The 21,722-nt window shown below is 64.7% G+C and carries 19 protein-coding genes and 1 tRNA gene; 13 read left to right on the top strand and 7 right to left on the bottom strand.

Features of this window, described 5'->3' with window-relative positions; translation table 11 throughout:
- The 4 genes from ACSYG9_RS11605 to ACSYG9_RS11590 all read left to right on the top strand — a co-directional run bounded on the left by ACSYG9_RS11605 (position 1) and on the right by ACSYG9_RS11590 (position 3,696).
- Positions 1-888 (top strand): ABC transporter ATP-binding protein, encoded by an 888-nt coding sequence (locus ACSYG9_RS11605; RefSeq protein ID WP_454842555.1) that lies wholly within the window; start codon positions 1-3, stop codon positions 886-888.
- Positions 885-2,432, top strand: a complete 1,548-nt coding sequence (locus ACSYG9_RS11600; protein ID WP_454842553.1) for a hypothetical protein — start codon at positions 885-887, stop codon at positions 2,430-2,432. Before ACSYG9_RS11605 ends, ACSYG9_RS11600 begins: the two co-directional genes overlap by 4 nt.
- Entirely contained in the window at positions 2,419-3,063 is a 645-nt protein-coding gene (locus tag ACSYG9_RS11595; RefSeq protein WP_454842552.1) for a hypothetical protein, read from the top strand. Before ACSYG9_RS11600 ends, ACSYG9_RS11595 begins: the two co-directional genes overlap by 14 nt.
- Before the next feature lie 399 nt (positions 3,064-3,462).
- Positions 3,463-3,696, top strand: a complete 234-nt coding sequence (locus ACSYG9_RS11590) for a hypothetical protein (protein ID WP_454842550.1) — start codon at positions 3,463-3,465, stop codon at positions 3,694-3,696.
- A gap of 130 nt (positions 3,697-3,826) precedes the next feature.
- Here the strand turns inward: ACSYG9_RS11590 and ACSYG9_RS11585 are convergent.
- Both ACSYG9_RS11585 and ACSYG9_RS11580 read right to left on the bottom strand, forming a co-directional pair.
- Positions 3,827-3,914: transfer RNA gene (locus tag ACSYG9_RS11585), tRNA-Ser, on the bottom strand.
- 27 nt (positions 3,915-3,941) lie between these two features.
- A complete protein-coding gene (locus ACSYG9_RS11580; RefSeq protein ID WP_346777576.1) occupies positions 3,942-4,412 on the bottom strand; it encodes a MarR family winged helix-turn-helix transcriptional regulator in 471 nt (156 codons plus the stop codon).
- A gap of 111 nt (positions 4,413-4,523) precedes the next feature.
- Here ACSYG9_RS11580 and ACSYG9_RS11575 point away from each other — a divergent pair, with 111 nt between their 5' ends.
- Complete coding sequence (locus ACSYG9_RS11575) at positions 4,524-5,510, top strand: NAD(P)H-quinone oxidoreductase (RefSeq protein ID WP_454842547.1); 987 nt, start codon at positions 4,524-4,526, stop codon at positions 5,508-5,510.
- A gap of 2 nt (positions 5,511-5,512) precedes the next feature.
- On the opposite strand, the gene ACSYG9_RS11570 is transcribed toward ACSYG9_RS11575, so the two are convergent.
- On the bottom strand, positions 5,513-6,712 hold the full coding sequence (locus tag ACSYG9_RS11570; protein ID WP_440127284.1) for a cysteine desulfurase-like protein: 1,200 nt from the start codon (positions 6,710-6,712) through the stop codon (positions 5,513-5,515).
- Between the two features lie 154 nt (positions 6,713-6,866).
- On the opposite strand from ACSYG9_RS11570, the gene ACSYG9_RS11565 reads away from it, so the two are divergent.
- The 6 genes from ACSYG9_RS11565 to ACSYG9_RS11540 all read left to right on the top strand — a co-directional run bounded on the left by ACSYG9_RS11565 (position 6,867) and on the right by ACSYG9_RS11540 (position 13,332).
- A complete protein-coding gene (locus ACSYG9_RS11565) occupies positions 6,867-7,445 on the top strand; it encodes a bacterial proteasome activator family protein (protein ID WP_440127283.1) in 579 nt (192 codons plus the stop codon).
- Between the two features lie 59 nt (positions 7,446-7,504).
- On the top strand, positions 7,505-8,359 hold the full coding sequence (wzt, locus tag ACSYG9_RS11560; RefSeq protein ID WP_440127630.1) for a galactan export ABC transporter ATP-binding subunit Wzt/RfbE: 855 nt from the start codon (positions 7,505-7,507) through the stop codon (positions 8,357-8,359).
- Positions 8,352-9,242 carry a galactofuranosyltransferase GlfT1 gene (glfT1, locus tag ACSYG9_RS11555; protein ID WP_440127282.1) on the top strand — a complete coding sequence of 297 codons (891 nt, stop codon included), beginning with the start codon at positions 8,352-8,354 and terminating at the stop codon, positions 9,240-9,242. The genes wzt and glfT1 overlap by 8 nt, the downstream gene beginning before the upstream one ends.
- 97 nt (positions 9,243-9,339) lie before the next feature.
- Complete coding sequence (locus ACSYG9_RS11550; protein ID WP_440127281.1) at positions 9,340-11,124, top strand: AMP-binding protein; 1,785 nt, start codon at positions 9,340-9,342, stop codon at positions 11,122-11,124.
- A 173-nt stretch (positions 11,125-11,297) separates the two neighbouring features.
- The gene (gene nhaA / locus ACSYG9_RS11545; protein WP_454842545.1) at positions 11,298-12,590 is read left to right on the top strand and encodes a Na+/H+ antiporter NhaA; all 1,293 of its coding nucleotides are present in this window, start codon (positions 11,298-11,300) and stop codon (positions 12,588-12,590) included.
- A 49-nt stretch (positions 12,591-12,639) separates the two neighbouring features.
- Positions 12,640-13,332: a universal stress protein gene (locus tag ACSYG9_RS11540; protein ID WP_454842544.1), complete on the top strand. Its 693-nt coding sequence runs from the start codon at positions 12,640-12,642 to the stop codon at positions 13,330-13,332.
- A gap of 14 nt (positions 13,333-13,346) precedes the next feature.
- Here ACSYG9_RS11540 and betT read toward each other — a convergent pair whose 3' ends face one another.
- The gene (gene betT, locus ACSYG9_RS11535; RefSeq protein ID WP_454842542.1) at positions 13,347-15,590 is read right to left on the bottom strand and encodes a choline BCCT transporter BetT; all 2,244 of its coding nucleotides are present in this window, start codon (positions 15,588-15,590) and stop codon (positions 13,347-13,349) included.
- A gap of 51 nt (positions 15,591-15,641) precedes the next feature.
- Positions 15,642-16,166: a MarR family winged helix-turn-helix transcriptional regulator gene (locus ACSYG9_RS11530; protein WP_454842540.1), complete on the bottom strand. Its 525-nt coding sequence runs from the start codon at positions 16,164-16,166 to the stop codon at positions 15,642-15,644.
- Between the two features lie 47 nt (positions 16,167-16,213).
- Here ACSYG9_RS11530 and ACSYG9_RS11525 point away from each other — a divergent pair, with 47 nt between their 5' ends.
- On the top strand, positions 16,214-17,353 hold the full coding sequence (locus tag ACSYG9_RS11525) for an aminotransferase-like domain-containing protein (RefSeq protein WP_454842539.1): 1,140 nt from the start codon (positions 16,214-16,216) through the stop codon (positions 17,351-17,353).
- Positions 17,354-17,364: 11 nt separating this feature from the next.
- Positions 17,365-18,213, top strand: a complete 849-nt coding sequence (gene wzm, locus ACSYG9_RS11520) for a galactan export ABC transporter permease subunit Wzm/RfbD (RefSeq protein ID WP_440127276.1) — start codon at positions 17,365-17,367, stop codon at positions 18,211-18,213.
- Here wzm and ACSYG9_RS11515 read toward each other — a convergent pair.
- Positions 18,201-19,706, bottom strand: coding sequence for a glycosyltransferase family 39 protein (locus ACSYG9_RS11515; RefSeq protein WP_454842537.1), 1,506 nt, complete (start codon positions 19,704-19,706; stop codon positions 18,201-18,203). The two genes, wzm and ACSYG9_RS11515, sit on opposite strands and share 13 nt — an antisense overlap.
- A gap of 6 nt (positions 19,707-19,712) precedes the next feature.
- Complete coding sequence (locus tag ACSYG9_RS11510; RefSeq protein WP_454842536.1) at positions 19,713-21,617, bottom strand: glycosyltransferase; 1,905 nt, start codon at positions 21,615-21,617, stop codon at positions 19,713-19,715.
- Positions 21,618-21,722 lie beyond the last annotated feature (105 nt).

Below are 21,722 nucleotides of genomic sequence, written 5' to 3'. Positions count from 1 at the left end.
ATGCAATTGGACCTGAACAATGTGACCAAAGCCTATCGAGGTAAACAGGCGATCACCGACGTCAGCATGCGGATCGGGCCTGGAGTTCTCGGCCTCCTCGGACCCAACGGAGCAGGCAAGTCGTCGCTGATGCGCATTCTCTCCACGCTCACCCGGCCGACTGCAGGCACCGTCACGTGGAACGGCACCGACATCGTCGCTCGGCCGGAACCGCTCCGACGCGTCCTCGGTTACCTCCCACAGGATTTCGGAGTCTATCCGAATCTCAGTGCCCGAGAGTTCCTCCGGTATCTCGCCGCAGTCAAGGGACTGAGCACGCGGTCTGCGAAGGAGCGGGTCGACGAACTCCTCGAACTCGTCAACCTGACCGACGCCCGATCGCGACCGGTGGGCAAATTCTCCGGCGGTATGCGACAGCGCGTCGGCATCGCGCAGGCACTGCTCGGCGACCCTGAACTCCTCGTCGTGGACGAGCCCACGGTCGGGCTGGATCCTGAGGAACGCATGCGTTTTCGTAACCTCCTTGCCGATCTGGCGGCCGACCGGATCGTCATCCTGTCCACCCACATCGTGTCGGATATCGAGGCGATCGCCGACGACATTGCAATCCTCACCGCCGGCGAACTACGTCGGCGCGGCACCCCTGAAGAACTCCTCCGCTCCGCGAACGGTCTGGTGTGGGAAGCCGTCGTACCCATCGATGCCGTAGCCGACATCCGGCTGCGTGCGACGATCACCCGCACCGTCCGAACATCGAGGGGCGTGCGTGTTCGTGCGGTCGCACATACCCCTCCGGTTCCGAGCGCGTGTCCTGTCGAACCCGACCTCGAAGACGCGTACGTCAGTGCGGTCCATACCCCGACAGCACCTGCCGGGGTGACACGATGACCCGCGCGGCTGCTGCCGTCGCGATGGCAGATTTCCGGGATCGTGCGCGGCGCCCCGCGTTCCTGGTGACGGTCCTCGGTGCCGTCGCCCTCGGGTATGTTGCCGTCCCGCCCGCCACCGCCACGTACGCGATGGTCAAAGTCGGGTCGTTCCGGGGCGTATACGACAGCGCATACATCGGAATGATGCTCGCCATGATCGGCAGCCTGTGGCTGCCACTGTTCGGGTTCTACGTCGTCCGTAGCGGCATCACGCGCGACGTCGTCACCGGCGTGGGCGAAACGCTTGCTGTCTCCCCGCTGCGTACGCCGATGTATCTGTTGGGAAAGTACCTCAGCAACCTGCTGGTGCTGGCAGCGATGGCTGCCGCACTCGCCTTCATCGCACCGGTGATGCAGCTCCTCCGTGGGGAATCCACAGGCCTCGACATGACGGCGCTCTGGCTTCCGATCGCGGCGTTCTGCCTTCCCGTTCTGACCGTGGCCGCAGCAGCCGCCGTTGTCTTCGAGACGATTCCGTTCTTGCGAGGAGGGGCGGGAAACATCCTGTGGTTCTTCGTCTATCCGTCGATGTTTCTCGCCGGCATTCCGCTGGTCTACGGTTCGATCACCGCGGGGTTCCAAGCCGACCTGGCGATGCAGTACCCCGGTGCGGATGACGAGATCTCGATCGGGCTCACCGCGGAACCCGGTGCGCTCGGACAGTTCACGTGGTCCGGCATGGACTTCGACCCGGCTCTCGTCGCAGCCGGTGTGGGATTGCTTGCGATATCGACGCTCGTCGCGGTCGCGCCGTCGTTCTGGTTCAGCCGGTTCGATCCGTCACGACTGCAGATCTCCTTGCCGAAAGCTTCCACCCAGCCACTCGATCCGATTCCGGAACCGACTGCAGCGCCGTCATTTTCACAGACCGTACATGGACTCTCCCCGGCCGAGCACGGACACGCGTTCCTGGGGCTGCTGATCGGCGAGGTACGTATCCATCTCGGCAGCGTGTCGCGGTGGTGGTGGCTCACGCTCGCGATCGTGACCGCCACAGCCCTCGCGGTTCCCGCTGATCGCGTCGGCACCGCTCTGCTCTTCGCATGGTTGCTGCCGGTACTGCTGTGGTCGCGACTCGGCACACTCACACACGAACAGGGCGTCGATCCCCTTGTGGAGTGCGGTGTCTCGTCGCGCATCCGTCTCATCGCCGAGTGGGGTGCAGGTGTGCTCATTGCGGTCGTCGCCGGTGCGGGCCCCCTGGCGAAGATGCTCCTCGCACTGGACTCGGCCGGCGTAGCCGCGTGGGTTGCGGGCGCCGCGCTGATTCCTGCCCTTGCACTGCTGATCGGGTCGATCGGACGGGGCGCACGTGTATTCCAGGCGGTCTACCTGGTGATCTGGTACGCCGTACTCAACGGGGTCGCCGCCGTCGACGTCATGGGCGCGCTCCGCACCGACGGGTCACTCAGTGGCCCGTCCCCACTGTTCTCACTCGGTATCAGCGCAGTGTTGATCGCCGCTTCCCTACTCGTTCTGGAGGTTCGTCATGCCCGTCGTTGAAAACCTGACCCGGAAGTCCTTTCTGCCCGCCGGGGTTGCAGCACTGACACTCTCGGCTCTTGTACTCGCCGGATGCACCGCCGGTTCGACGAGTCAGGAACAGCTGAGTGACAGCTACAGCGGCGCGATCGCCTCCGTCACACTCGAGCTCGATGATGCAGGCGCGAAGCAACTCGGTGTCACCACCGCGTCGCTGAGCGCACAGGTGATCGGCTCCGACCGTGACGACATCGAGGTCCGGCGCACCCTCGAGTTCACCGACGGCGACAAGCCTGATGAGACGATCGACACCGATTCGTCGGGTCTGACGATCAGCGCGCGGTGCCCCGACAGGTTCGCCGTGGGTAGCCCCACCTGCGTCGCCCGCTACGAGATTGCCGTCCCTTACGGCACCGTCGTCCACGGCAGCTCCAAGTTCGGCGACCTGGCGGTGACCGATACCCGTGCGGCCGTCGCCCTCGAATCCCGATACGGCGACGTCATGCTGGCCGCAGGGCCCGGCAGCTACGCGGTGGACGCCGTATCTGCGACGGGACCGACCACAGTCGAGATACCGCAGGACCCCAGCGGAATCCCGATACGGATGCGATCCGGAGACGGTGCCGTCACCGCCACAACGCAGGTCGGATGACGTTGCACTTTCGAACAAACGATCGAGTTTCTATTGTCATTCGAAAATGTATTCCATACAGTTCGATCATGGGTGGGGAACTCTGGAAACTCAACGACACACAACTGATGGCCGAGACGCTCGCCATCTCCGCCGACATCCACGCCCTGCAAGTGCAGCGGGTGGACCTGATCATCGCGATGGTCGAACGCGACACCGTGAAAGAACACGGCTACCGCAGCCCCGCCCACTGGCTCGCCGCAGCCACACACCTCGAAATCGGCGAATGCCAGCGCATCACGTCACTCGCGCAACTCCTGCGACTCGGAACCCGAAGTCCACGCCGCCCACTCGTCAGGCGCGTTGGATGCCGAGAAAGCCCGGCAGATCGCCTACTTCTGCCAGCACTACCCCACAACCATGAACCCCTGCGACTTCGCGAAAGCCCGCACCATCCTGCTCGACCACGTCAGCCAGAAGATCGCCACCAAAGCCACCGTGCGGGCGGTCATTCGTAAACTCGAGACTCTGTTCGGCACCGGCGACGGGCCACCACCGGGCGAAGACACCGACCGCAACGCACTGTTCGTCTCCACCACACTGCACGGACGCATCGTGATCAAAGCCGACCTCGACGCAGTCACCGGCGCGTAGTTCGGCAACAGAACACAAAGACAGCCACCGTCACCAGGGCACCCGTGTGCCCCGGAAGCGGTGGCTGTCAGGCCTGCGGAACGGATTGCGTAGGATATGGCCCCGACCTGCAAGCATCAGGTCGGGGCCTTGGCGGAAGCGGAGGGATTTGAACCCCCGGTCGCTCTCACGACGCTCGCTTTCAAGGCGAGTGCATTCGGCCGCTCTGCCACGCTTCCGTGCCAAATCCTAACTGCATCCCCGAACTACTTTTCAGCGAGGGCCCCGTCCACGCGCGCAAAAATCCGGGCAAGGGTCTTCAGCTCGCTCTTGCTCAGCAGATCGATGAGGTTGGTACGCACATCATCGACGTGGGTGGGAGCGGCTTCCGCGAGGCGACGACGACCTTCATCGGTGACGGTGGCCAGCACGCCGCGACCATCGTCGGGGCACGAGCTCCGCACGACCATTCCGTCGGTCTCCATACGCCGGATCTGATGGGTGAGGCGACTACGGGACGACAGCACACCGTCGGCGAGTTCACTCATGCGCAGGGAACCCTCGGGAGCTTCGGTCAGCATGACAAGGATCCGGTATTCGGCAAGAGACAACCCGTGCTGGTCATGCAGGTTCCGATTGAGCACTTCCATCAACCGGCTATTGCCGTCCATATACCGTCGCCAGGCGTTCTGCTCCTCCGCGGTCAGCCAGTTCGGTGTGTCATGTTCGCCGGTCACGCGGGAAGTGTAATCACGTGCCTACCCGAGAAGTTACCGCCAGGTACTCCGCGGAGAGCATGTTCGCGAGTCATTGCCCTATCTCGAGCCCGTCACGATAACGTCGTCGGCATGCACGCAATCGTCGCCACCGAACCCGGTGGGCCCGAGGTTCTCCAGTGGATCGAACAACCGGACCCGGAGCTCGGTCCCGGCCAGGTTCTTCTCGATGTCGCCGCCACCGCGGTCAACCGAGCCGACCTGCTGCAGCGTCGGGGTCTGTATCCGCCCCCGCCCGGGGCCAGTGAGATCCTCGGACTCGAATGTTCCGGTGTGATCGCCGAGCTGGGCGAGGGTGTCTCCGGGTGGAAGATCGGCGATCGCGTCTGCGCGCTGCTCACCGGCGGCGGGTACGCGGAACAGGTTGTGGTTCCCTCCTCGCAGCTGCTTCCGGTACCTATCGGCATGGACCTCGCTGCGGCAGCATCTCTGCCCGAGGTCGCGTGCACGGTGTGGTCGAACGTCGTCATGAGCGCCGGCCTGACCCGCGGAGATGTCCTGCTCGTGCACGGCGGCGGCGGCGGTATCGGTACGCATGCCATCCAGGTCGGTAAGGCCCTCGGCGCAACGGTGGCCGTCACGGCGTCCGCAGGCAAACTCGATCGCTGCCGTGAACTCGGTGCAGACCTGGCGATCGACTACCGTGCCCAGGATTTCGTCGCCGAAGTGAAGAAGGCCTACGGCGGCGCGAACGTGGTGCTCGACAACATGGGCGCGGCGTACCTGTCGCGCAATATCGACGTCCTGGCCCCCGATGGCACGCTCGTGGTGATCGGGATGCAGGGCGGCACCAAGGGCGAATTGAATCTCGGCAAGCTGCTCGCCAAGCGTGGACACGTCGTTGCAACGGGGTTGCGCGGCCGACCGGATACCGGGAAATCGGGTAAGAGCGCGATCGTCGCAGCGGTCCGTGAACATCTCTGGCCGCTGGTTGCCGAAGGCAAGGTCCAACCCATCGTGCACGCCGAGCTCCACATCGCGGAAGCCGCCAAGGCCCACGAACTCCTCGACTCCCCGGAAACAGTGGGCAAGGTGGTACTCGAGATCGACCGCAGGTGAGCTCAGAGGTTGCGGAGTTCGCGGACGAGCTGGTCGATCTCGAACGCCGTGGTGTAGGGCGCGAGGCCGACGCTGACAGCGCCGCCCTCGTCGCTCACACCCAGTGAGTCGAGCAACCGGCTCGTCCCGCGAGTGCTTGCGACAGTCGCGATGCGGCGATCGGCCAGGTGCGCAGCCACCTTGTCGGCGGGCACACCGTCGATCGTGAAGCTGATCGTGGGCACCCGACTCGACGCACGTCCGAGCACCACGACACCGGTGAGACTGTCGAGCTGGCGCAGAAGCCGCTCGAAGAGCCTGTCCTGGTAGTGCTGCATCGAACTGATGGAAATCTCGAGCCGTTCCCGTCGGGTACCGGTGGCTTCGTCGTCGAGCGAGGACAGGAAATCGATCGACGTGGTGACGCCCGCGAGCAGCGCGTATTGATGGCCCCCGACTTCGAGCCGTTCCGGTCCTCGGGCCTGCGGGTCGAGTGACATAGCCGGGACCCGGTCGAGGTGCGCAGCGTCGGCGAAGACCAACGCGCCGATCTGGGGTCCACCCCAGGCGGCCGCGTCGACGGTGACGATGTCGGCGCCGAGATCGGCCATGTCGAGGTGGGCGTACGGTGCGGCACCTGCGGCATCGACGACCATGAGGCCGCCCACGTCGTGGACCAGGTCGGCCACCGCCCGGACGTCGGGCGCCGAGCCGACGATCGACGAGGCCGCCGACAAAGCGACCAGACGCGTCGTCGGGGTGATCAGTTCCTCGTACTGCCAGGCCGGCATGTCGCATGTCTCGATCTCGACCTCGGCCCACCGCACCTGCGCGCCGTAACGGCTCGCCACCCGCAGCCACGGCGCCACGTTCGCCTCATCATCGAGACGCGACAGCACCATGCCGGTACCGAGCCCGAGTCGCGGGCTCAGCGATTCGGCCAGCCAGGCGAGCAGCACGGCGCGACTCGGTCCGAGGACCACGGCGGCAGGATCGCCGCCCACAACGTCGGCGATCGCGGTGCGTGCCGCGTCGAGAATCCCTGCGCTTCGACGGTTCGAGACATGCCGGCCCGCCGCCGATCCTGCAGCATTTCGGAACGCTGTCGACACGGTGCGCGACACCGCGTCAGGGATCTGCATGCCTGCCTGAGGATCGAGGTGGATCCAACCGTCGCCGAGCGAGGGGATCAACCCCCGAATCCGGGCAACGTCGTAAGCCATGGCAGACACTCTAAATCTTGGAGTCAACCGGCGGTTGTTCGCTCCCCGGGCAACGCTCGACCGGTCGGTACGCTCGAACGGGGAAATCGCGGACATTCCACGCACAGATCGGGCCGATGCCCCAGCGCTCGCCCGGAAAGGCCAGAATTGACCCATGACGCATCCCGAGAATGACGATGTTCTGGTGATCGGCCCGGACGGACAGCCCGTCCGTATTCCCCGCGGCGAAGTGGGGCAGCCCGAGGTGCCGGGATCACAAGAAGCGTCCGCGGACGAGGCCGGTTCCGGCGAGACCCTCGCCGACATGGTCGAGCAACCCGCGAAGGTCATGCGTATCGGCACCATGATCAAGCAACTGCTCGAAGAGGTGAAGTCCGCGCCCCTCGACGACGCGAGCCGAGCACGGCTCAAGGAGATCCACCACTCCTCGATCCAGGAACTCGAAAAAGGTCTCGCGCCCGATCTGCGCGAAGAACTCGAGCGGCTCGCGCTGCCGTTCAGCGAAGACTCCGTGCCGTCCGACGCCGAACTCCGTATCGCCCAGGCTCAGCTCGTCGGGTGGTTGGAGGGCTTGTTCCACGGCATCCAGACGGCTCTGTTCGCTCAGCAGATGGCGGCCCGCGCGCAGCTCGAACAGATGCGCCAGGGCGCGCTGCCGCCCGGATTGAACATCCAGGCCGGACCGGACGACCAGCAAGGCCACGGCCACACGGGCACCGGCCAGTACCTGTAGGCGTCGGACATCAGAAGCGGACCGGTAGGCTCGAAACTCGTGTCAGCGTCTGGAGCAGCATCGTGAGCCGAGTCAGCATCGAAACCCGAAACGCATGCGTCGACTTTCCGATCTTCGACGCCAAGACCCGGTCGCTGAAGAAGGCGTTCCTGGGCAAGGCCGGCGGCTCGATCGGCCGCAACGACTCCGACGTCGTCGTCGTCGAAGCGCTCCGCGACATCACCATGTCGTTGAAGGAAGGCGACCGAGTAGGCCTCGTCGGCCACAACGGAGCTGGAAAGTCGACACTGCTGCGCCTGTTGTCGGGCATCTACGAGCCGACGCGCGGCGCGGCGCGGGTGCGCGGACGTGTCGCGCCGGTGTTCGACCTCGGTGTGGGCATGGACCCCGAGATCTCCGGTTACGAGAACATCCTCATCCGCGGCATGTTCCTCGGCATGAGCCGCAAGCAGATGCTGGCAAAGGTCGATGAGATCGCCGAGTTCACCGAGCTCGGCGACTATCTGTCGATGCCGCTGCGCACCTATTCGACGGGCATGCGCGTGCGTGTCGCGCTGGGTGTGGTCACCAGCATCGACCCGGAGATCTTGCTCCTCGACGAAGGCATCGGCGCAGTCGATGCCGAGTTCATGAAAAAGGCTCGCATCCGGTTGCAGGAACTGGTGGCGCGCTCGGGCATCCTCGTCTTCGCGAGCCACTCCAACGAGTTCCTCGCGCAGTTGTGCGACCGGGCCATGTGGATCGATCATGGCCAGATCCGGCAGGAAGGCGGCATCGAGGACGTGGTGCGCGCCTATGAAGGCAACGACGCGGGCGATCACGTGCGCACTGTCCTCGAAGAACTCGAACGTGAACGCACCGCCGGATCGGCTTCTGTCGTCGATGCGGACCCGACGGGCGGCAACGGTGCCTGACGAACGCATCATCGGCGTCGTCGTCACCCACCGTCGCCGCGAACTTCTGGCCGAATCGCTGAAGGTGCTGGCTGCGCAGACGCGCCCCCTCGATCATCTCGTCGTGGTGGACAACGCGGACGAAGACGAGGTGCGTGTGCTCGTCGACGCGGTCGAAATACCCACGACCTATCTCGGGTCGAAGCACAACCTGGGGGGTGCCGGTGGCTTCGCGCTCGGCATTCTGTTCGCGCTGTCGCTGGGGGCCGACCGGGTGTGGCTCGCCGACGACGACGGTCGGCCTGAGGGTGATGAGGTTCTCGCGAGGCTGCTCGACTGCGCGGAGCGAAACGGGCTGGCCGAAGTCTCCCCTGTCGTCTGCGACATCGCCGAGCCGGACCGGCTGGCGTTCCCCCTTCGCCGCGGAGTGGTGTGGCGGCGGTGGCGTCATGAACTCGGCGACGAGGATCTGCTGCCGGGTATCGCGTCGCTGTTCAACGGCGCATTGTTCACCGCGGATGCGATCGACGCTGTCGGCGTCCCCGACCTGCGGCTGTTCGTGCGCGGCGACGAGGTGGAGGTCCACCGACGGCTGGTACGTTCGGGGCTTCCTTTCGGGACGTGCCTGCAGACCGCCTACCTGCATCCTGATGGCGCCGACGAATTCAAGCCGATCCTCGGCGGACGGATGCACACCCAGTTCCCCGACAACGATGTCAAACGCTTCTTCACCTACCGCAACCGCGGCTATCTGCTGTCACAACCCGGTCTGCGACGACTGCTGCCGCAGGAGTGGGTGCGGTTCGGCTGGTACTTCCTGGTGACCCGACGCGACCCGGCCGGTTTGCGTGAGTGGGTGCGGCTACGCAAGTTGGGACGCGAGGAGAAGTTCGAGCGTCCCTGAGCGCGGATCCGTAGCGCTCCAGCCATTCACACCAATCCGCCCACGAACGTGTGCAGTCCCCTTTACACTTTTCGCACCATTCTTCCCTGGAGCGATCATGACAAATCGAGACAGTGCACCGTCCACCCTCTGCCATGCTTTCCAGTCCACCGCCGCGGCGTACCCCGACAGCATCGCGCTGCGCACACCGGACGATTCTGTCCGGTACACATGGAGCCAATACGCCGACCGCGTCGAGAAGCTCGCCGCCGGACTCGCCGGCCTAGGCGTTCGGCACGGCGACACCGTCGGCCTGATGCTCACCAACCGGCCGGAGTTCCATCTCGTCGACACTGCAGCATTCCACCTGGGCGCAACCCCCTTCTCGATCTACAATTCGCTCACCGCCGAACAGATCTCGTACGTGCTCGGCAATGCAGGCAACCGTGTGATGATCTGCGAAGAGCAGTTCGTCCCGGTATTGACGGAAGCGATCGGCACCACGAAGGTCGAGCACCTGGTGTGCATCGACGCAAAGCCCGAGGGAACGCTGTCGCTCGACGATCTGGAAGCTGCCGCCGATGCAGAATTCGACTTCGAGGCGGCGTGGAAGGCCGTGCAACCGTCGGACCTGCTCACTCTCATCTACACGTCCGGCACCACAGGACCCCCGAAGGGTGTCGAACTGACCCATGCGAATCTGCTTGCCGAATTGAAAGCGACCACCACGTTCCTGCCCACCGGTGTCGCCGACCGGATCGTGTCGTATCTACCGGATGCGCACATCGCGAACCGGTGGGGTTCACACTACTCGAGCATCTACGGCGGTATGCAGATCACGACACTCGACGACCTCAAACAGGCGATCGCGGTGTTGCCGAGTGTCCGCCCAACGCTGTTCGGCGCCGTGCCGCAGGTCTGGTACAAGCTCAAGGCCGCGATCGACAAGACACTCGCCGAGGAATCCAGCCCGGTCAAGAAGAAGCTCGCGTTGTGGGCAATCGATGTCGGCCGCACGCGCGCGCGGCTGCAGTCCGACGGCAAGCCCGTCCCGAGGACGCTCGAATTGCAGCATGGTCTCGCTGACAAGCTGGTGCTGTCGAAGATCCGACAGAAGCTCGGACTCGACGAGGTTCGCGCCGCCGTCACCGGCGCCGCCGCGATCTCACCCGAGGTTCTCGAATTCGTACTGGCACTGGGAATTCCGTGCTCCGAGGTGTGGGGTATGTCGGAGACGTCCTGCGTGGTGACCATGAACCGGCCCGACGCCATTCGCATCGGGACGGTCGGCCGAGCGGTCCCCGGCGTGGAGATCAAGACCGCCGAGGACGGCGAACTCCTCGTCAGAGGCCCTCTGCTCATGAAGGGGTACCGCAACGATCCGGAGAAGACCGCCGACGCGATCGATTCCGAGGGATGGCTGCACACCGGCGACATCGCAGAGATCGACGCCGACGGCTACGTTCGACTCATCGACCGCAAGAAAGAACTCATCGTCAACGCCGCGGGAAAGAACATGTCGCCCGCCAACATCGAAGGTGTCCTCCGCGCAGCGTGCCCGATGCTCGGAGGGGCCGTCGCCATCGGCAACGACAGGCCGTTCAACGTCGCATTGCTCGCACTCGACCCCGACGCACTCGCAGCCTTCGCACAGGAGCACGGATTGTCCGGCACCCATGAGGAACTTGCCGACGATCCCGTCGTCCTCGATGCGATAGAGAAAGCAGTGCAGGTGGCGAATTCGAAGCTGTCGCGGGTCGAGCAGATCAAGAAGTACACGGTCCTGCCGACCATCTGGGAACCGTCGGGTGACGAACTGACCCCCACGATGAAGCTCAAGCGCAAGCCGATCGACGCCAAGTACGCCGAGCAGATTGCGAGTCTCTACGACACCACCCCGTAGATTCTTCTCGGCGTCGGACACTCTCGTACCGCACCGGTGGCCGCCGGTGCGGTACGGTTACGTGCGGTGTGCCGGGAAGTCTGGTCGGCGAGTGTTTTCTGCTGTCGAACCGGAGGTCTCATGATTCCGTCGTGCCATCGCAACGATTCCTTGTCCGTATCCGGAGGCGTGTGATGCCCGGAATCTTCTCGTCACTTCCCTTGCTGTCACGCGGTTCCTCGGAAGAGTCACGTCGCGTCACGGACATACTGCGCAAGGAGACGGTCGGCGGCGCCCTGCTGTTGCTTGCTGCGCTCGCGGCGCTGATCTGGGCGAACTCCCCGTGGTCGGATTCGTATCACACGCTGCGCGACACCACGTTCGGTCCGGAGTCGTTGCATCTCCATCTGTCGCTGGGCACGTGGGCCGCCGACGGACTGCTGGCAATCTTCTTCTTCATCGTCGGTGTCGAACTCAAACGCGAATTCGTCGAGGGTGATCTGCGCGATCTCCGACGCGCGGCGATGCCCATCGTCGCGGCAGTCGGCGGGATGATGGCCCCGGCATTGATCTTCGTTGCGATCAACCTGCAGGGTGGTGCCGCAGCACTGAACGGCTGGGCGGTTCCGACCGCCACCGACATCGCATTCGCCGTGGCCGTTCTCGCGGTGATCGGGTCGCATCTGCCCACAGCGTTGCGGACTTTCCTGCTCACCCTCGCGGTGGTCGACGACCTGCTCGCAGTGACGGTGATCGCCGTGTTCTACACCGACGAACTGAACCTGCTGTATCTGGGTGGTGCCCTGATTCCGCTGGCCGCCTTCGGTTTCGCGATGCAACGCGGGGTGACTGCGTGGTGGGTTCTGGTGCCTTTGGGCGTCATCACGTGGTGGCTCGTCCACCAGTCCGGGGTGCACGCCACCATCGCCGGTGTGCTGCTCGGCTTCCTCGTTCCCGTGTCGCGGCACGTGAACGGCAAGAAGATCGCGGTCGCCGAACATGTCGAACATCGGGTCCGCCCGCTGTCTGCGGGAATCGCTGTGCCGATATTCGCGTTCTTCGCCGCCGGCGTCACTGTGGGAGGCCTTTCGGGCCTGACCTCCACGATCACCGATCCCGTCTCCGTGGGAGTAACGACCGGCCTCGTCGTCGGCAAGGTCATCGGGATTTTCGGAACCACCTATCTGATGGCGAAATTCACCCGAGCGCGCCTCGACGACGATGTGCGCTGGGTCGACGTCCTCGGTGTGGCGCTACTCGGCGGCATCGGATTCACGGTCTCCCTGCTGATCGGCGATCTTGCGTTCGGCGCGGGATCGGTCGAGGCAGATCACGCCAAGGTCGCTGTGCTGTGTGGATCGGTACTGAGCGCTGTTCTGGCTTCGATCGTCCTCACCATCCGTAACCGTGCGTACCGGCGCATCGCCGAGCACGATCGGGTCGACGACGACGGCCATGGAATCCCCGACATCCACCAGGGACGATGATCACCTCCCGGCCGATCTTCGTTCCGTCACATTTCAGGAGGAGGGCGCCGTGAACTGGACGGCACTGTGGGTTTTCATCGGCGTGTGGGTGCTCACCGGGCTCGCCACCGGACTGTGGATGGCCCGCAAGGGGCACGACCCACGATGGACACTCATCGCGGTGATCCTCGGCCCCTTGTTCGTACCCATCGCATTCGAGCGCATCGAACGGAATCCCCGGTCCGTGACGTCGGAGCCGGTCGCGATGTGGGGTGCCGGTGGCGAGGAGTCCGGCGGTCTGCGCGTGATGGTGGGATTCGACGGATCGAAGGAGGCCGAACAGGCTCTGCATACCGCGCGGCAACTGTTCGCGCCGGGAGGCGGGGTACTCGAACTCGTCGCGGTGGTGTCATACGACGACGCATCCGACATCGACTCCGAAGTACTCGCCGGGGCGAAGGAACGGCTGGAAGCGGCAGCATCCGGCTCCGAGGAGATCCCGGTCGGCTACGCGGTCATCGCCGGTCCGGCAGGGCAGAGCCTGCGATGGTTCGCGACCGAACAGCATGCCGATGTACTGGTGATCGGCAAGCGCGGCCGGGGCATGTCGAACCGGATGCTGGGCAGCGTCGCCGCGTATCTCACCGAGCACTGCCCCGTACCGGTCCTCGTCGTCGATCCGGCAGAGCATGCGTCGACCGACGACAAGCAGTCGGCCCCAGTGGCCATGCGCGTTCCCGCAGAAGAGGTCGAAGGGCCTTAGAGTCACAGCCGACGTTATTCGCCGGGTTTGTCGTCATCGATGCGCTCGACGTCGTCGGCGGTGACGGGTATCGACGGAGTTCCCTCGATAGCGGGGACCGTGGGTGGCGTCAGCTTCGATGCATAGTCGTGTTCGGCCGAGTAGCTGAGGAAGCCGAGGTGGGCCTCGTAGCGGTCGAGGACGTCGTTGATGACCTGTTGTTTGGTGAGTCCCATCAGGTCGTAGCCCTCCGACCCGGTCTGGGTGAACACCTCGAGCCGGTAGTAGACGTCGATCTGCCTGGACATGCTGCGTCCGCCGAAGGTCGGCACAGGAGCCTCGACACCGGCCACCTGATAGTGGAAATCTCGATGCTCGTCCATGTTGACGACGAGTGTGTGCGCGTCGATACCGGTGTTCGCGTCGGGAGTGGTGGTCAGGCCGGCCTCGTAACCGAGTTTGCCGAACTCGTCGGCCACTTCCCGTAGGGCCGGCTCGATCACCCGGGTCGAGAACTGGGCCACCACCTTGTTCGACGGGTACGACCTCAAACTGCCCAACCGTTGTCGCCAGGTCTTCTCCGGTGTCTGCCCGCCGTGCACAGCCATCGTCCTTCGGCGCAGCATGTGGCCTTCGCGCTCGGCACGTTCCATCCGCAGCACCTTCGAGAAGGAGGCCATCACCAGGTACGCGATGATCGTGACCGGCAGCGCGAAGATGAGGGTTGCGTACTCCATGGTCGTCACCCCTCCTGCGACGAGCATGGCGATCGTGAGAACCGCGGTGACCAGGGCCCAGAAGATCCGCAGCCACTTCGCGCCATCGACGGCGGGGTCGGGGATCGACGACGAGAAGTTCGACATCACCATGGCGCCGGAGTTGGCGCTGGTGAGATAGAAGAGCAGTCCGGACAGCGTGGCCAGACCGATCAGGAAAGGCGCCCCCGGGAACATCTCCAGTAGGCTGTACCAACCGTGTTCCGGACTCTCGACGGCCAGCTCCGCGAATTCGTCATTGCCGTCGAGGACTTCGCGCATGGCACTGTTGCCGAAGATCGACACGATGAAGAAGTCGCAGAGCACGGGCGCGGTGATCGCGGCGATGACGAACTCGCGCAGCGTGCGGCCGCGGGAGATCCTGGCAAGGAAGAGGCCGACGAAAGGTCCCCACGCGAGCCAGAACGCCCAGAAGAACAGGGTCCAACTGGCCATCCACGCCGAACCGTCATTCTCGTAGGCAAACGTCTGAAGGGTCCGCTCGGGAAGGGTGAACACGAAGCGGCCGATGTTCTCGACCATGGCATTGAGCAGGAACGAAGTCTTACCGGTGACGAGGATGTACAGCATCATCGCGCCCGCCGACCACAGGTTGAGCTCGGAGATCAGACGGATGCCCTTGTCCACGCCCGAGGTGCACGCAGCGACGGTCATGAGCACAGCAACCAGCACCAGCGCGATCTGCAGCGCGAGGCCTTCCGGGAGACCGAACATGGTCGAAAACCCGACGTTGAGCAGGACGACACCGATGCCCATCGACGTCGCGACACCGAAGACGGTGCCGACGAGTGCGAAGATGTCGATGACGTCACCCGTCACTCCTCGCACCCGCTTACCCAGCAGGGGATAGAGCGCAGCGCGGATGGACAACGGCATCCCCCAGCGATAAGCGAAATAGCCCATTGCCATACCGAGTAGCGCGTACATGGACCAGCCGGCGATGCCGTAGTGGAACATCGTCCAGACCACGGCGTCCTGGATCGCCTCCGCAGACTCCGGGCTCGCCGCCGGTGGGGCGATGAACTGGCTGATCGGTCCGGTGACGGAGTAGAAAAGCATGTCGATGCCCACGCCGGCAGCGAAGAGCATCGCCACCCAGGTGAACAGCTTGTACTGGGGACGCGAGTGATCAGGTCCGAGCCTGACGCTGCCCTCCTTCGAAAGCGCAACCCAGAGCACGAAGATGATGACCAGAGTGACCGTGACGACGTAGAACCAGCCCACATTGGTCGCGATCCACGTCACGACCGTGTGCATGGTCTCCTTGGCCTGATCGGGCATCACCATGGCCCAGATGGAGAACGCCAGGACGACGGCAGCCGAGATGACGAAGACGCGCCAATTGACGCGGGGTCCCCGGTGTTCGGCGAGCTCGGTCGGCCCCTTGCTCAACTCGGTGCTGGAGATCGGGGGCAGATCTTCGAGCGCAGGCTCCCTGCGTCGTTCGGGTACTCCGAATTGGCTGCGTTCGATTCTCGGATGCGGCGGTTCTGCGTCGGTCAACCAGTACTCCTTGCATGCAGAGCTTCGTCGACCGCGCGGGTCGATGACTTACTATCCCCCCGAGATCGGTGCGTGCGCAGCAGTTGTCGTGAATGTCGAGAGTGCTCGAGCGTCCTGATCGAGAGGGTCTGCGCGCAGCAACTCCATCACCGCCCGCCACGACGTTTCCGCACCGCTTCCTGCCTGACGGAACACGTCGTCGAGAAGGCGCATCTGCGCAGCGGTCAGCTTGGCTTCGAGGGTGCGTCCGTCGTCGGTGATCGTGAGCCGACGGACACGCCGGTCGTTCACATCGGGTGCGATGGCGATCAGCCCCTGCCCTTCGAGGTCCTTGATGGGCCGGTGCAGTGCCTGCTTGGTGATACCGAGGATGTCGAGGAGTTCGCCTATCGACAGCCCGTCGTCGCGGCGGACGAAGTGCAGGATGCGGTGGTGCGTCCGGCCGAGTCCGCGTTCAGCGAGTAGTCGATCGGGTAGCGCGGTGAAGGCTCGGTAACCGAAGAAGAAATCTTCGATCGCCTCTCTCAACTCCGCCTCACGATTTGGGTCAAACACGTTGACCTTATTCTCACTCATGCCCTAGAGTACGTCAACAACATTGACCTATTTGATGGGAATCGCCCATGCTCTCCCAACGCATCGCTTCGCTTCGCCCATCACCGATCCGCGAAATTCTCTCCGTCATCGACCGGCCGGGCATGGTGTCGTTCGCGGGCGGGCTCCCCGCATCGGAAACCCTTCCGCACCTGGCCCACTCCGACGACCCCGCCCTACTCCAGTACGGACCGAGCGAAGGCGACCCGGAACTGCGGGCCGCCGTGTCCGAGCAACTACGCGCGCTCGGCCTCGACGCACCCACCGAGCGCGTGATGATCCTGTCCGGCAGTCAGCAGGGCATCGACCTCGTCTCGAAGCTGTTCATCGATCCCGGCACGCCCGTGGCCGTCGAATCCCCCACCTACCTCGCGGCACTGCAGGTCTTCCGCCTCTACGGCGCCGACTTCACAAACCTCGACTGGGACCGCGCACCGACCGCGCACCTCGCCTACGTCGTGCCTACCTTCGCGAACCCCACCGGAAGGTGCGCGACACGCGACGAGCGTGACAGCCTCGCCCGCGCCTGCCTGGACAGCGGCACAACGCTGTTCGAGGACGACCCGTACCGCGAGCTCACGTACGAACCGTGCGACCGAGTGCCCGTCGCGGCCCGCATGGGCGGCGGATCATGGGTGTATCAGGGTTCGTTCTCCAAGACATTCGCACCCGGACTTCGCCTCGGGTTCCTCGCAGCGTCCGAGGATCTGTTCCCGCATCTGGTGATGCTCAAGCAGGCTGTCGACCTGCACAGCTCCACCTTGTCGCAGCGACTCGTGCTGAGCGCCGTCACCGACCCGAGCTGGGCGCGACGCCTCGACGACCTCGCGTCGTTCTACCGAAAGCGCCGCGACGTCTTCGACGATGCACTACGCCGTCACCTCGGCGGGCTCGCCGAGTGGCAGGCCCCCGCAGGCGGGCTGTTCTTCTGGCTCCGCCTCACACGGCCACTCGACACCCGAACGCTTCTCCACACGGCAATCGATCGCGGCGTGGCGTTCATGCCTGGCGAGGAGTTCTTCCCCGACCGTCCACAGCTCGGCACCATGCGGCTGAACTTCAGTCACGCCGATCCCGCTGACACCGAGCGCGGACTCCGGACACTCGCGACGCTCCTGGACGGAGCCGCCGACCACCACACCGAACAGACGTCATTTCAGCGCGGGTAGGCTCGGGACCCGTGTCTGATGCCCTCACCGTCGATGACGAGCCGATCGAATCGTCCTCCCGCACATTCAAGCGTGCATTCGAGGACCTCCGCGATGGGTTCGCGCATCGTGAGCTGTGGTTCCACCTCGGATGGCAGGACATCAAACAGAGGTACCGGCGCTCGGTGCTCGGCCCGTTCTGGATCACCATTGCGACGGGCGTCTCCGCGATCGCGATGGGCGTGCTGTACGGCACATTGTTCAACCTCGACGTACCCACGTTCCTGCCGTATGTGGCCCTCGGCTTCATCATCTGGAACCTGATCAGCGGTTCGATCCTCGAGGGCGCCGACGTGTTCATGTCCAATGAGGGCCTGATCAAACAGTTGCCGACGCCGCTGAGCGTGCACGTGTATCGCCTGGTGTGGCGACAGATGATCTTGTTCGCGCACAACATCGTCATCTACGTGGGCATTCTCATCGTCTTTCCGCAGCCGCTGCATTGGACCGCCATCGCGGCGATCCCGGCGCTGGCGTTGATCGCCATCAATGCGGTGTGGGTGTCGTTGGTATTCGGCATCCTCTCTACCCGCTACCGCGACATCTCACCGTTGCTCGGCAGCATCGTCCAGTTGCTGTTCTTCATGACGCCGATCATCTGGACCGAGCAGACCCTCGTCGGCACGGGCAACGAGGGCCGGGCAAAGATCGCCGAGATCAATCCCCTCTATCACTTCCTCGATATCGTCCGCACCCCGCTGCTCGGCGGCGACCAGCAGCTCTACCACTGGGTCATCGTCCTCGTGATCACCGTGCTCGGCTGGGGACTCGCCCTGCTCGCGATGCGCAACTACCGCGCACGCGTCGCCTACTGGGTCTGACCGAGCTGCAGCCTGATCAGCTGCAACCGGTGGACCACGTCGCGGTCGGTGATCTCGAATCCCGCCGCGGCCAGTTCGTGGAAGGTCTCCGTGTCGGTGAATCGATACGGCTCGAATCGCCACCACACATTGTTGGGATGCCACAGCTTCCAGGGGGTATCGCGCTCACGATCCGCGATCACCCACAGCACCGTGCACCGGGCGGCCGCACGAACGGCCGATTCGGATGGCGCCGCATCACTCGACCACAGTTGAGTTCGCTCGGCCGCGCTGCGCCCCAGCCCGACATCATCGAGACCCACCACCGAATCCGGCCGCGCATCCATGACCGCTCGCGGGGAGGTCGGTGCCCACGAGATGGTCGGCTCGAATGCGACGCAGTCGCCTGCCTCCGACACCTCGATGAGCCGGTCGGCGACCGCGCTGTAATCCATCCCACCTGCCTTCCCGAACGGCTGACGCTGCGCGATGTAGGCCGGTGACACTGCCACAGCCAGCGCGACGAACACGACGAGCAGCGTCCACCACCGAGTCGCGACCCGAGCCAGCGCCCAGCCCACCAGCAGCACCATCGCAGGCACCGTGAACGACAGGTACCGGTCGAGATACAGATTGCGCGACACCAGCGAACCCACGAGCAGCACCGTCATCGGTACGGCGAATCCGGGGAGCGCCACCGCCAGCAGCATCCGCTCCCCCGGTGTCACGCCCGCCCGCACCGCAACGACCCCACCCGCGACGACGATCACCGCGCACAGTGCCGCCGCCCACGGTGCTTGCGGGAACCACTGGTCGACCAGGATCGTGCGCACCACAGTGGCGTCGAGCGGCGGGATCCACGACACCTGCTGGATCTGGGTCGACGCCAGCACCATGAACGGCGCCGACAGCGCCGCTCCGGCTACCGCTGCGACGGCGAACCTCACACGGTCACGCGAGAGCAGCAGGACTGTCACCGCGTGCGCGAGGACCACTGTCGCGGAGTAGACGAACAGCACCGTCGAAACCGCAGCCAGCAGGGCGTACGCCACCCACCAGCGTGTGTGGCCCGCGGTCAGGGCCTTCACCAGCAGCAGGGTCAACAGCGCTGCCCCTGCGATCGCGAAAGCATAGGAGCGCGCTTCGGTTGCTGCCCACGTCACCCGCGGTGTGATCGCGAACAACACACCCGACGCGACAGCGACTCGTGGCCCGCCGAGCTTGTGTCCGGTCGCGGTGATTGCGGCCGCGCCGACCCCGAGCGCCACCGCACCTGGGATCCGGGCGGTGAACTCACTGATTCCCGCCAGCGAGAACCACCAGTGCAGAAGCAGGTTGTGCAGCCCGTGCACAGCATCGCGCTGGGCGTGCAGTTCGAGGAGCGCCCCGAGGGGACGATTCGCCGCCGAGACGGTGGCGGCCTCGTCCCACCAGAACGACGGAACCCACGAAAAAGCCGCACCTACGAACACGGCCGCTCCCCCGACGATCAGGGGAAGCGGCCATGCCCTCACGTGCTACTACTCGCCGATGCCGTAGAGGCGCGCCCAATTCTCACGGCTGGTCAGCTTGGGCATGGCGTCGTGCCACGTCTTCTTCATCTGCGGCGCTTCCTTGCGGAGCTGCCAGCACACCTTCGCGGCATGCTTCGCGAGTGCGACGGCGGTGTCCTTGTCGCGGCGGCGCACCCGCACCGCGTTCTGCGACGCGTCGGTGACCACGGCGGTGTCGAACAACGACACGTGCCACCAATTCGCGAAGTGCGCAGGCACTGTGACCTGACGGCGGTCGACCTTACCCCGGAACTGCTGCACCGCACGCTTCACGAGGACGAGCCCCTCACGCTTCTTGTCGGGCTCGAAGTCCCACACCTTCATCTGGGTATGCGGATCCGATTCCTTGCCTACCTGCGACGCCGGCAGCGGCTTCGTCTCGGGATAGCGGTCGCGCAGTTCGCGCAGCTCCTTCAGCACAGACTGCCCTCCGTCGTAGAGGAAGTCGGGCCCCGCGAGGAAGTCCTCGGCGGCCTTGATGAAGGTCGCGGCCAAGCCGTACTGCATCGACACGATCAGCTCGCTGATCTTGCGGAACAGATACTTCGAGATGTCGTTGCCGTCGAACCGGCCGTACAGCGCCGATACGACGAGACCGTTGCGGATGCTGAAGTACCGCGCCCAGTCGTCGTAGTCCTTGAGGTGGAAATCGGCGTGCCACACACCCGCGTTGGGCAGCGTGACGGTGGGATGCCCGGCGAAGCGGGCTCGGATCCCGTACTCGATGTCGTCCCACTGGAAGAACAGCGGAATCGGCAGGCCACACTCGGCGATGATCTCGGCGGGCAGCAGGCACGTCCACCAGCCGTTCCAGCCTGCGTCGAAGCGGGGATCCTGCTTCTTCTTGATGAGATCGATGCCCATCTTCGCACCGGGGGTGAGCTCACCCGCAGTGATCTCGTCGAGCACCTCACGCTCGGCACTGACATGCAGGATCTGCGGGTTGCTCAGCGACAGCATCTGGGCGCCGACGATCGTGGGCTGCACCGTCATGTTCGCGAACGCGTTGAGTCGCAGCACGGATTCCGGCTCGCACAGAATGTCGTCGTCCATGACGATCACGTTGGCGTGCGCCGAGTTCGGAGAGCCGGTGATCTCGTACATGCCGCGGGAGAATCCGCCCGCGCCACCGAGGTTCGGCTGCGTGAGGTAGATCAGCTTCTTGCCGAGCTTCTCTTCGACCTCCGCGAACGAGGGACGCGAACGCACCTGGTCGGTGCCCTGGTCGACGATGCATACCGCGTCGATATCGGACATCGCGTCGTCGTCGGAAGCGAGAGTGCCGACGGTGACGGTGCAGTCGTCGGCGCGGTTGAATGTGCAGATGACGACGGCGGCCGGTCGCAGGTGCTCGGGAGCGGCGACGGTCCAGCGCGCGTCGGAGATGAGCAGCGAGCCGTTGCCGGACTCCACGGAGAACCACATCGCGCCGCCGTCGACGAACCGCTCGATGGGAAGTTCGAGATCGAGGTCGCCCGAACCCGATACTTTCGAGGTGGTGACGACGCGCTCGCGACCGCGAGCGTCGGATGCCGACACCGTGAAGGTCGCACTGCCCGAGGAGGCATAGGTGAGCTGCAGGTTCACCGTCTTCACATCGGTCCACCGTTGCCAGAAGGTCGCGGCGAACCGGCCGAAGTAGGTGTTGGTGTGGGCGGTCGCGCCCTCGGCGAGCTGGAGCCCGTGCCGGTCGGCGGCTGCGTCGCCCTTGGTGACCACGTACATCTTCTCGGGTACGCGCGGCGAGAGCGACCCGAACAGTCCGCGTTGAACGATCAGCCGATCACGACGTGCGGGCTCGATGAGGGCCTCCTCCAGCGCGTCGACGTTGCTTCCGTCAGTTGTCGTGTCGCCGGCAGGTGCCTGCTCCATCGAGTAACTCCCCGATCTCCTCGATCCTGTTGGTCCGGATGCGACATTATCAGCGGGAACGCTGCCATTCGCCGATCACGTGAGAGTTGCGACCGATTGGTGAGG

This window comes from Rhodococcus sp. SJ-2, assembly GCF_053750035.1.
Note: the sequence above shows the minus strand (reverse complement) of the source record. Positions and strands in the feature narration are given on the sequence as shown.